Genomic DNA, 11,930 nt, shown 5'->3' with positions numbered 1-11,930 from the left:
CTCGGTGATGAACCTCATCCAGTCCCAGCTGCCCGGCGGAACCGACAAGGACTGACCCGGCCACAGCCCGGCTCGCGCCGCCCGGCACCAGGCGGCTCGGTGGCCGCTGTACCGGCAGCGTGGTCGAACCCGCTGCGCCGTCACGCGCGGCGAACTTAGCGAGCGGTTACACGCGCCCTGCACGATCGGGTTCAAGCCGGATCGGGCGGGTCGTCGACCGGCCAGGCGCACCGGCTCGTCAGCCGGCCGCAGCCGGACCGAACCACCGAGCCCCACCTTGAGCACTCATGCCTGATCTCTCCGCACGGAAGTCCACCCCCGGCACGCTGCCCTCCGGCGGCGCCGACGCCCACCACGGTCGCCGACGCGGTGACCCCGTGCTGATCGGCCGAGAGCGTGAGCTCGACGCCCTGGACGAACTGCTGCGGCAGGAGAGCGCGCACAGAGCGTTCATTCTGATCCAGGGCGAATCCGGCGGCGGCAAGACCGCGCTGCTCCGCGAGGTACTGCGCCGGGCCCGGCGGCGTGGCGAGACCGTCCTGTCGGCCTGGGCGGACCCCTTGGAGCACGAGGTGGAGTTCGGCATCGTCCGCCAGCTGTTCGAGCCCGTGGTCCACGGCGCTGCGACGGACGGCAGGGACCGCCTGCTGGAGGGTCCGGCCGCGCGTGCCGCGCGAGCCCTCTCCCCGTACACGTCGGTGCCGGGCGACCCGGCGGCTGAGCACGGCCCCGAGGCCGCGACACTGAACGGGCTGTACTGGCTGGCCGTCAAACTCGCCACCCGTGGCCGCCTCGTCGTCGCCATCGACGACCTGCAGTGGGCGGACCGGGCCTCCCTGCAGTGGCTGCAGACCCTGCTCCGCCGTGCCGACGACCTACCGGTGGTCGTCATCGCCACCGTCGGTCCCACGGAGGCCTCGCCCGACCCGGACGTCCTGACCCGCGTCGTCGCGCTCTTCCGTCATCGGCTCGCCCTGACCACCCTCGGCGGTGTCGCCGTCGCCGCCGTCATCGAGGAGATCTTCGGCGTGGCCGGGGACGAGGACTTCCGCGACGCCGTCCGGGCCGCGACGGGCGGCAACCCCTTCCTGCTCCACACCCTTCTGGGATCCATCAGGACAGCGGGCCTCAAGCCCGACGCGGAGACAGCAGCCCAGCTCGCCAGGTACGTCCCGTCCGACGCGGGGCGGGCCGTTCAGCTGCTCGTCAAGGCCGCGGGGCCGCACGCGCAGGCCGTGGCCCAGGCGTCCGCCGTTCTGGGCGGCACGCCGACCCTCGATCTGGTCGCCGGTGTCACCGGTCTTGCGGAGTCGGCCGTCCTGGACGCCGTCCACGCTCTGGAGCGGGCCGGGCTGATGAGCCGGGGCGATCACGTTGCCTCGTTCGTCTGCCCGATGATCAGGGTCGCCGTCGCCAACGACGTGCTGCCGAGTACGCGGCAGGACGTGAACGCCCGCGCCGCGCAGGTGATGCTGTCCCACGGCATGCCGATGGAGCAGGTGGCGGCCCACGCCCTTCAGGCGCCGCTGGGCCTTCGCTGGATACCCGACCTGTTGCGCCGGGCCGCCGCCCACGCGGTGCGACAGGGGGCTCCCGGCCGGGCGCTCGTCCTGCTGCGCCGCGCGCTGCGCGAACCGCTCGGGGACGACGTCCGGGCCACCCTGCTGATCGAACTGGGCGAGGCGGGACTGGCCTCCAGCGTTCCGGCGGCCGTACGTCATCTGGGACAGGGCCTCGACCTGTCCCGGGATCCGGCGGAGCGGACCGCGGCAGCGCGACGCCTGGCGGGCGCGCTGTGCGCCCTGGATCGCTACCCCGAAGGGCTGGACGTACTCCGACGCACCGCCGACTCCCTGCGCGGCATCGACCCCGCCCGTGCGCTGCGCCTGGAGATCGACCTGGTCTATGCCGGTCTCCACGAGGCCACGTCGGCCCCCGCCGTGGTCCCCCGCCTGATGACCCTGCAGATCTCCGACGCTTCGGGGGCTGCGGTCGAACGGCCACTGGCGGCGCTGCTCGGCCTTCGCGAGATCATGCTCGGCGAGTCGCCCGCCGAGGCCGTGGCCCTCGTGCGGCGGGCACTGAGCCACGGGATGAACCCGCCGGACGACGAGTCCTTCGTCTACTCGGGGGCCGTGCTCTTCCTCGGCTCCGCCGGCGAGACGGAACTGGCCCTCGGCTACGCGGACGCGGCGGTGGAGGAGGCCCGTACCCGTGGCTCCGCCTTCACCTTCGCCCACAGCTGCATCATCCGGGCCTGCGTGTACGGCCAGCTCGGCCGGGTCCTGGACTGCCAGGCGGACGCGGAGGCCGCCCTGGAGACGCTACGAGAGATCGGCGTCGACCCGCACCACGCCCACAGCATCCTGGCGACCGCCACGTTGGCCGACTCCCTCGTCAAGCAGGGTCGGGTCGCCGAGGCGCAGTCAGTGCTGGAACGCAACGGCCTGACCACCGAGATGAACGGGCACTGGGTCAACGACTACGTCTACCTGGTCCGTGGACAGCTGCGCCTCGCTCAGGGACACCCGGCGGCTGCGATCACGGACTTCCGGACGTGCGGCGAGCGCACCGAGGCTCGAAACATGCGCTGCCCGTGGATCTATCCCTGGCGCTCCGAGGCGGCCCTGGCCCATGTGCTGCTCGGGGAGATGGAGTCGGCCCAGGCACTGGCACAGGAGGAGCTGGCGCTCGCCCGGCGCTGGAGCGTGCCTGAGGCCGTCGGTGTGGCCCTGCGCGCGCTGGCGATCGCCACCGGCGGCACGGAGGGGCTCGGCATGCTGCGCGAGGCCGTGCGGACACTGGAGGGAACACCGGCCCGGTTCAGACACGCGCAGGCGCTGGGTGACCTGGGAGCCCAACTGCGCCGGGCCGGACGGGTCGCGCAGGCCCGTGGGCACCTGAAGGAGGCGGTCACCATCGCCCACCGGCACGGCGCCGCGCTGGTGGCCGATCGCGCACTGGAAGAGCTTCGCGCCGCCGGTGACCGCCCCCGCACCCGCACCTTCCAGGGGGTTGAGGCCCTCACCCCCACGGAGCGCCGGGTGGCGGGCCTCGCCGCCAAGGGCATGACGAACCGGGAGATCGCCCAACACCTGTTCGTCGGGCTGCGCACCGTGGAGGTGCACCTGACGAACGTCTACGGCAAGCTCGGCATCGACGGCCGCCCGGGCCTGGTCGAGGCGCTCACCGCGGAAACCGGGCCCTGATCGCGCCCGGGCGGGGACGCCGGCCCGGTGGTGGCGGGCGCACACGCCGTCAGCACCCGTGCGCTGCCTGCTGCGCGGCGAGGCTGCGCGCGAGCGTGTCGAGTGCCAGGCTCTCCATCCTCTGCATCTGCAGCTTCCGGCTGGCGGTCACGGACTGCTCGGCCCAGCTCGCCGCCTCGGCCGGACGGCCGGCGTCCAGCTGGCAGTTGGCGATGTGCAGCATGGAGGAGGGTGCGAAAACCGGGAGACCGTGGGCGCGGGCCAGGGCGAGGACCTGCTCGTACAGGGCGATCGCGCGGTCGGCGTCACCCAGGTCGCGTGCCGCGCGGCCGGCGCAGTGCAGCGCGTAGGCCTCGCCGAACGGATCCTCGAGGAGACGGAACATGGCCAGGCTCTCTTCGGCCGCGCGGCCGGCCAGGTCGGCCTCCTCGCAGGCGAGGTGCGAGATGACGCTGTTGGCCAGCGCGTTCGCCTTGGTCCAGGCGCTGCCGCAGTCGTCGGCGTGCCGGATCGCCTCGGCGAAGAGCGCGAACGACTCCTGCGTACGCTGCCGTTGATGGGAGATCATGGCACGGACGTTGTTGATCTCGGCCAGCACCGGCAGGTCTCCGCAGGCTCCGGCCTGCGCGGCTGCCCGGGCGGAGACGGGTTCGGCCTCGTCCAGGTCCGCCAGTTGCATGAGACCGCCGCCGAGCATGTAGCCGGCCCGGCCTTCGGCCCGCGTGTCCCCGTGGGCGGCGGCCAGGTGCATCGTGCGGCGGCAGACGCCGATGAGGTCGCGCCACAGGAAACCGCTGTCCAGATGAGGGTCGAGAGCGAGCAGGAGGTCCGCGACGGCGGCATGGGCGCCGGTGATGTCGAGCGCCTGCCCGGCCAGATCCAGGAGGTTGCCGCCCTCTTCGTCCAGCCAGCGGTGTCCGTCCGCCCGCTCGGGCATCGGCAGCCCGGGCGCCGCCACCGGGGCGAGGGCGTCCGGTATGCCGTGGCCCGGTCGTACGGTGCGGTACGCGTTGGCGGCCGTTGCCACGGCCTGGTCGATCATCCTGAGGACGAGAGCGCCGTGCTCCTCCTGCGGGTCGAGCTGTTCGGCCCGAGCCTGGGCGAACAGGCGCAGCAGGTCGTGGTACCGGTAGCGGTCGGGGGCGGGGGACTCCAGCAGGCCGGCGTGGACCAGGCCGTCCAGGACGTCCAGCGCGGACGACTCCGTCAGCTCCAGGCCTGCGGCAGCGGCCGACAGGGACAGGTCGCTCGTCTGCGGGACGGCCAGGAGCCGGAAGGCGCGCGCGGCGAGCGGGGGCAACTGGTCGTAACTGAGCTGGAAGCACGCGTCGACCGCGAGATCGTGCATGCTCAACTCCGCCAGCCTCTGCCGCCGGTCGGCGAGCCGGTGGCAGAGCGCGGCAAGCGACCAGTCCGGGCGTGCGGCGCCGCGTGCGGCCACGATCCGGATGGCGAGCGGGAGGTGGCAGCACGCGGCGAGCAGCTCGCGGGCGGCGTCGGGCTCCGCGTGGACCCGCCGGCGGCCGACGATCCGGGAGAACAACTCGAGCGCCTCGTCGGGCTCGAGGACATCCAGGTCCACCTGTCGGGTGGGCGCCAGGCCGAGCGGGCGCGAGCGGCTGGTGACGAGGACGGCGCTGCGCTCGGACCCCGGCAGCAGGGGACGCAGCTGTGCGAGGTCGCGTGCGTCGTCCAACACGACCAGGACCCGGCGCTCGGCGAGCAGCGACCGGTACATCGCGGAGCGTTCTTCGATCTGCTCGGGGACGGCGCTCTCGGCCACGCCCAGGGAGCGCAGGAACCGGACGAGTACGGCGCCCGGTTCCATCGGATCCGGACGGGCACCGCGCAGATTGACGTAGAGCTGCCCGTCGGTGAAGTGCCGGCGCACCCGCTGGGCGACGTGGACGGCCAACGCGGTCTTGCCGACGCCCCCCATACCGGCCACGGCGACGATGGTCGGGGCCATCGCCTGTGGCGTCCCCAGCACCCGTACCAGGGCTTCGACCAGTTCACCGCGACCAGTGAACTCCTGCGTGTCAGACGGGAGTTGCTCCGGGTATGAGTGGCTTCCCGGTTGCCGGCCGGCAACGGGTGCCGCCGGCGCGCACCGGTCGGGGTCGCGCCGCAGGATCCGCTCGTGGAGATCGCGCAGCGCGAGCGTGGGCTCGACGCCCAACTCGGCATCCAGGACCCGGCGCACGTCGGCGAACGCCGCCAGCGCTTCGGACCGCCGACCGCTGCGGTGGAGCGCGGTCATCAGGAGTGCCCTGAGCCCTTCGTTCAACGGGAACTCGCTCACCAGAGAAGCGAGTTCCTCCACCACCCGAGCGTGATGCCCCAGTGCCAGCTCGACTTCGAGTCGCTCGTGCACGACGGTGAGGCGTCGCTCGGCGAACATCTCGCGCTGCCGCTCGGCATGCGGGCCGGGGACACCCGCGAGCGGCTTCCCGGTCTGCAGGCCCAGTGCCTGACGCAACCGGTTCGCCGACCCCTCGAAGTCACCCTCGGCCCGCAGCCGGGCCGCGTCCTGCGCCAGGCTTCGGAAGAGGGTGAGATCGACCGCGCCGACCGGCACTCGCAGGACGTAGCCCCCGCCCGCCGAGACCAGCACACAGGGTGCGGTGCGGTCCTCCTCCAGTACCGACCGAAGGTGCGAGACGTGGTTGCGGACCGCGGCCACCGCATGGGCAGGCGGAGCGTCTCCCCACAGCCCGTCGACCAGCTCCTCCGTGGTGACCACACGCCCCTCGGACACCGCGAGCGCGGCCAGCACCGCGTGCCGTTGGGCCGGACCCAGATCGAGCTCCTCCCCGCCCCTCGTGGCCCGCACAGGCCCGAGCAGCACAATACGTATGTCAGTCACCCTGGTCCCGTCCGTCTGTTCCGTCGCCACCCCGCGCGACTGCCCCGCCCGGCCGGGACGAAGCACCGACGCCATCCGGCACGACCGGTCTCCGGGACGCGGCAGCCGCGGCGAGGGGCGCGGTGAGAGGGACAACGTAGCCGCTGGGACGCGTGTTCGCACGAATGCACGCCGAGGCCCCGCCGATCCGGGGCCCGCGGCACGGCCGGCCGGTGCGGCGCGCCCCGGGCAGCGCGGACGATCGGGAGTGCAAGAATGTCCCTTCCGCCGAAGCCGCCCGCCGCCGACGCAGTCGGACAGCGGCTGCGGGTCGATCGCGCGGTCACGGACGGCGGTGACCCACCACAGCGGGGTGGTGCGGAGCGGTCCCGACAGCACCGGGTGGGTGCCAACCGAGGGTGGACGTGGAGGGTTTGAGGGTTTCGTTGCTGGGTCCTGTACGGATTCGGTGCGGCGGACACGAGGTCGCTGTCGGATCCGGGCAGCGCCAGGCCGTTCTGGCGGTGCTGGCACTGCGTGCGGGACGGGTCGTGACGGTCGACGAACTCGTCCACCTGGTGTGGGGCGAGAGCGCGCCACGATCCGTCGCCGCGGTCGTCCGCAACCACATCTCACGTCTGCGGGCGGCGATCGGCCCTGGAGCAGGCACCAGGAGGAGTCTGGTGTCCCGGGCTGGGGGCTATGTCCTGGAGCTGGCGGACCAGGGTCTGGACGCCGCGGAGTTCGACCTCCTGGCCGACGCCGCTGCCCGACAGGACCGCGAGGAGGCCGCGGCCTCCTTGTACCGTCAGGCGCTGGGGCTGTGGACCGGTACCGCGCTCTCCGGCGTTCCCGGCCCGTATGCCGAACGGCAGCGGGAGCGGCTGACCGAGCGACGGTCGGCCGTCCTCGAGAGCTGTCTGGAACTGGAACTCGGCCTGGGCGGGCATGCGCGACTGGTGGAGGAGCTGACCGCCCTGTGCGCCGAGCACCCGCTGCGCGAGAGCCCGCGGGGACTGCTGATGACCGCCCTGTACCGCGGTGGCCGGCAGGCGGAGGCGCTGGAGGTGTTCGCCGACGCGCGCCGTGTACTGGCCGACGAGCTGGGCGTCGGGCCGGGGACGGATCTGCGGCGGCTTCAGCGGCGAATCCTGTGCGCGGATCCCGAGCTCGCGCCGCCTGCTCCTGCTCTTTCCCGCACCCCTGCTCCTGCCACCGTTCCGGCTCCTGCCGCAGCTCCGCCTCCTACCACCGTTCCGGCCCAACTGCCTCCGGATGTCGGCGACTTCACCGGGCGGGTCGCCGAATCCGAGCTGATTGCGAACGGCCTCACCGGCGGCCGTTCGACGCCTGCGGTGGTGGTGGTCTCGGGCGCCGCCGGCATCGGCAAGACCACCCTGGCGGTGCGGTCCGCACGGACGGTCCGTGCCGCTTTCGCCGACGGCCAGCTCTACGCCGATCTGAACGGCGCACGGGGCGAACCGGCCGACCCCGCCGAGGTCCTGGGAGGTTTCCTGCGGGCCCTCGGCGTGCCCGCGCCGGCGGTCCCCGAGCAACTGGCGGACCGTGCGGAGCTCTACCGGACACTACTGGCCGGACGACGCGTCCTGGTCGTGCTCGACGAGGCCCGGGACGAGGAGCAGGTCGGCCACCTGCTACCGGGCAGTTCCTCCTGCGCCGCGCTCGTCACCAGCCGCGCCCGTCTGCGCGGGCCCCTCTTCTCCCGCGAGGTGGAACTCGGCCTCTTCACGCCGGGCGAGGCGGTCGAGTTCCTGACCGCCGTCGTCGGGCGGTCCCGAACCGCCGCCGAGCCGACTGCCACCCAGGAGACCGCAGCGGCGTGCGGGTATCTGCCGCTCGCCCTGCGCGTCGCGGCCACGAAGATCGCGGCCCGGCCGGCGTGGAGCATCGCCGCCTTCGCAGCCCGACTGGAGGACGAGGAGCGCAGGCTGAGTGAGCTGCGCGTCGGCGACCTCGCCGTCGAGACCGAGCTGCGACTCGGCTACCGGCGGCTACCGCACGAACTTGCCGATGCCTTCCGGCGGCTCGCCGGCCGGGACCTGGCCACCGTGCCCGGCTACTCGACCGAGCAGGCGGCCACAGCACTGGGGCTGGCGGAGGACGCCGCCGCCGACACCCTGGAACGACTCGTCGACGCGGGGATGCTGGACCAACCCGAGGACGACCGCTATCGCTTCCACGACCTGGTGCGCCTGTTCGCCCGAGCCGAAGCCGCGGCGACCGACCCGGTGAGCCTGCGGTGATCGTGAGACCGGTACCGCGACATCCGCATCGAACCGCCGCGCCACCCGTGCCCGCCCCTCGGCGTGAGCGCCTCCACGACTTCGGACGCCGCTGACCCTGCCCCGCGCCGCCGAGGCCCACTCCCAGTCGGCCACGAACCTTCGAGTCGCCGATGGAGATCCCCGCCGGCCCGCGCGCTTCGCAGGCACGGTCAGGACGCCACCGCGCGCCGCGGGGCCGTGTCCGCCGGATCACAACACGCCGGTGGGCAGGCCGGGTTCCCCGGCTCCGGCGGTCCCCTGGAGGATCGCCACTTGACCTTAAGCCAGCTTGAGGATCTACCGTCCTCTCATGAGCATGGAGATGACAGCCCTGAGCCAGCTGCACAGCGTCATGAACGCGCAGCGGGACAGCCGCCCCTTCGCCCGCGCGACCCTGCGTCGCATCGGTGCCTTCGCGCGCCCGCACCGCCGCCGTATCGCCCAGTTCGTGCTGCTCAGCGTGGGCGGCGCGCTGCTCGCGGTGGCCACGCCGGTGCTCGCCGGACGGGTCGTGGACGCGATCGTGTCCGGCAAGGACTCGGGCGTCGTCGTGCGTCTGGCACTGCTGATCGCGCTCATCGCGTTCGGCGAGGCCGCGGTCGGCCTGCTGAGCCGCTGGCTGTCGGCGACTCTCGGCGAGGGTCTGATTCTCGACCTGCGGACCACGGTCTTCGAACACGTCCAGCGGATGCCTGTCGCGTTCTTCACCCGCACCCGCACCGGCGCGCTCGTCAGCCGCCTCAACAACGACGTGATCGGCGCGCAGCGGGCGTTCAGCAACACGCTGTCCGGGGTCGTCGGCAACCTCGTCACGCTACTGCTCACGCTCTCGGTCATGCTCACGCTGTCCTGGCAGATCACGCTGCTCGCCCTCGTACTGCTACCGGTGTTCGTCATTCCGGCCCGGCGCACCGGCACCCGGATGGCGGGGCTCCAGCGCGAGGCCGCGAACCTCAACGCCGCGATGGGCACCCGGATGACCGAGCGGTTCTCCGCGCCGGGCGCCACCCTGGTGAAGCTCTTCGGGCGGCCCGACGACGAATCGGTCGAGTTCGCGGCGCGGGCCCGCCGAGTGCGCGACATCGGCATCCGCACGGCCATGGCGCAGTCGGCGTTCATCACCGCGCTCACCCTCGTCTCCGCACTGGCGCTCGCCCTCGTCTACGGCCTCGGCGGCTGGTTCGCCCTGCACGGCAGCCTGAAGGCCGGCGCCGTCGTCTCCCTCGCCCTGCTCCTCACCCGGTTGTACGCGCCGCTCACCTCGCTCGCCGGGGCTCGCGTCGAGGTCATGAGCGCCCTCGTCTCCTTCGAGCGGGTCTTCGAAGTGCTCGACCTGAAGCCGCTGATCGAGGAGAAGCCGGACGCCGAGCCGGTACCGGAAGGGCCCGTCGCCGTCGAGTTCGAGGACGTCCGCTTCGGCTACCCGCCCGCCGGCAAGGTGTCCCTGGCCTCCCTCGAAGAGGTCGCCGCGCTCGACACCTGGGACGGCGCCGAAGTCCTGCACGGCATCTCCTTCCGCGCCGAACCCGGCCAGACCGTGGCCCTCGTGGGCTCCTCCGGCGCGGGCAAGTCGACGATCGCGCAGCTGCTGCCACGCCTGTACGACACCGACGAGGGCGCGGTTCGCGTCGGGGGAGTCGACGTGCGCGACATCTCCCTCGCCTCACTGCGAGGAGCGGTCGGCATGGTCACCCAGGACGGGCACCTCTTCCACGAGTCCGTCCGTGCCAACCTGCTGCTCGCCCGCCCCGAGGCCACCGAGGACGAGCTGTGGGACGTGCTGCGCAGGGCGCGGCTGGAAGAGCTCGTGCGCTCGCTGCCCGACGGGCTCGACACCGTGGTCGGCGAGCGCGGCTACCGGCTCTCCGGCGGCGAGCGCCAGCGCATGACCATCGCCCGGCTCCTCCTCGCCCGCCAGCGCGTCGTCATCCTCGACGAGGCCACCGCCCACCTCGACAACACCTCCGAGGCAGCCGTCCAGGAAGCGCTCACAGAGGCGCTGGCGGGGCGCACCGCCATCGTCATCGCCCACCGGCTCTCCACGATCCACGCGGCCGACCAGATCCTCGTCGTCGAGGGCGGACACATCGTGGAACGCGGCACCCACGAGGAACTGCTCGCCGAGCACGGGCGGTACGCGGAGCTGTACCGCACCCAGTTCAGCAAGCCGCTCCACGCCGTGGCCCCGATCCCGGAGGGCGCCGAGGTAGTGGCATAGCGGCCGCGGGCGGCTCCGGAGGGAGCAGTCCGCGCCGGGTGTGCCGCGATGGCTCTCGACCTCCGTCAGTCCTCGTGCCGGAAGATGCCGCGCCATGTCCACGGAGGGGATCGCCGTCCATCGGGCTCTCGTCCGTAGGATGCGAACCGATCGGGGGAGTGCCCGGCGTTCTCAGCCCGGACGCTGAGCGCCGCTGCGGCCGGGCTTTCGCCGGCCTGGCGCAGCCTCTGGATCAGGCCGAACACCTTGTCCGGGTCGTTCAGGTCGGCATGGGCAGCCGGGTCTCGGGCCAGCAGCACCGCGACGGCCCGCTCGTCCCCGGCCTCCCGAAGTGCCTCCAACAGGCGGCTGACCGCGTACGGGTTGCTCAGGTCGGCGTGGACGGCCGGGTCTCGTGCCAACAGCGCCGCGACGGCCTGCTCCTCTTCAGCTTCCCGCAGTGTTCGCAGCAGATCGGCCACCGCGCCCGGGTCGGTCAGGTCGGCGTGGACGGCCGGGTCTCGTGCCAACAGCACTGCGACGGCCTGCTCCTCTTCAGCTTCCCGCAGTGTTCGCAGCAGATCGGCCACCGTGCCCGGGTCGGTCAGGTCGGCGTGGAGGGCGGCTCGCTTGGCCAGTGCCGCCGCGGCCTGCGCGTCCTCGGCCTCCCGCAGCGCGTCCATGAGCAACATCACCGCGAGGGGGTCGTTCGGGTCGGCGTGGGCGGCCGGGTCTCGTGCCAGCAGCGCCGCCACCGCCTGCTTGTCCCCAGCCTCCCGCAGTGTTCGCAGCAGGACGCCCGCATCGGCCAGGTCGGCGTGCGCGGCGGCTCGCCTTGCCAGCATCGCCACCGCCTGTGGCGCCCCGACCTTCCGCAACTCCCACAGCAGGAGGGCAAGCTCGCCCAGGTCGGTCAGGTCGGCGTGGAGGGCGGCTCGCTTGGCCAGTGCCGCCGCGGCCTGCGCGTCCCCGGCCTCCCACAGCGCGTCCATGAGCAACATCACCGCGAGGGGGTTGCTCGGGTCGGCGTGGGCGGCCGGGTCGCGGGCCAGCAGTGCCGCCACCACCTCGTCCCCAGCCTTCCGCAGTGTTCGTAGCAGGTCGGCCACCGCGCCCGGGTCGGTCAGGTCGGCGTGGGTGGCCGGGTCGCGGGCCAGCAGCGCCGCCACCGCCTGCTCGTCCCCAGCCTTCCCCAGTGATCGCAGCAGGTAGGCCACCGCGCGGGAGTCCGCCGGGTCCGTGTGGGCGGCGGCTCGCTCGGCCAGTGCGGCCGCGGCCTGCGTGTCGCCGGCCTCCCGCAGTTCATCCAGCAGGCGGGCCACCGCGCCCGGATTGCTCGGGTCGGCGTGGGTGGCCGGGTCGCGGGCCAGCAGCGCCGCCACCGCCTGCTCGTC

At 73.0% G+C, this 11,930-nt stretch carries 4 protein-coding genes and 1 pseudogene; 3 read left to right on the top strand and 2 right to left on the bottom strand.

Going from position 1 to position 11,930, the window contains the following annotated elements:
• Positions 1-287 precede the first annotated feature (287 nt).
• Entirely contained in the window at positions 288-3,209 is a 2,922-nt protein-coding gene (locus ABD323_RS30725) for an ATP-binding protein (protein ID WP_344445307.1), read from the top strand.
• Positions 3,210-3,258: 49 nt separating this feature from the next.
• On the opposite strand, the gene ABD323_RS30720 is transcribed toward ABD323_RS30725, so the two are convergent.
• Complete coding sequence (locus tag ABD323_RS30720) at positions 3,259-6,075, bottom strand: AfsR/SARP family transcriptional regulator (RefSeq protein WP_344445306.1); 2,817 nt, start codon at positions 6,073-6,075, stop codon at positions 3,259-3,261.
• Between the two features lie 398 nt (positions 6,076-6,473).
• On the opposite strand from ABD323_RS30720, the gene ABD323_RS30715 reads away from it, so the two are divergent.
• Together ABD323_RS30715 and ABD323_RS30710 are read left to right on the top strand one after the other, a co-directional pair.
• Positions 6,474-8,318 (top strand): AfsR/SARP family transcriptional regulator, encoded by a 1,845-nt coding sequence (locus ABD323_RS30715; RefSeq protein WP_344445305.1) that lies wholly within the window; start codon positions 6,474-6,476, stop codon positions 8,316-8,318.
• 337 nt (positions 8,319-8,655) lie between these two features.
• A complete protein-coding gene (locus ABD323_RS30710) occupies positions 8,656-10,557 on the top strand; it encodes an ABC transporter ATP-binding protein (protein ID WP_344445308.1) in 1,902 nt (633 codons plus the stop codon).
• Positions 10,558-10,622: 65 nt separating this feature from the next.
• Here ABD323_RS30710 and ABD323_RS30705 read toward each other — a convergent pair.
• A pseudogene (locus ABD323_RS30705) lies at positions 10,623-11,930 on the bottom strand (hypothetical protein); the annotation flags it as partial.

It is taken from the genome of Kitasatospora nipponensis (assembly GCF_039528135.1).
In the GTDB taxonomy this organism is placed as follows: Bacteria; Actinomycetota; Actinomycetes; order Streptomycetales; family Streptomycetaceae; genus Kitasatospora; species Kitasatospora nipponensis.
Note: the sequence above shows the minus strand (reverse complement) of the source record. Positions and strands in the feature narration are given on the sequence as shown.

Excerpts from the sequence above, each read along its gene's own strand:
- ABD323_RS30710 (WP_344445308.1), top strand. The coding sequence starts at position 8,656 with ATGGAGATGACAGCCCTGAGCCAGCTGCACAGCGTCATGAACGCGCAG.
- ABD323_RS30725 (WP_344445307.1), top strand. The coding sequence starts at position 288 with ATGCCTGATCTCTCCGCACGGAAGTCCACCCCCGGCACGCTGCCCTCC.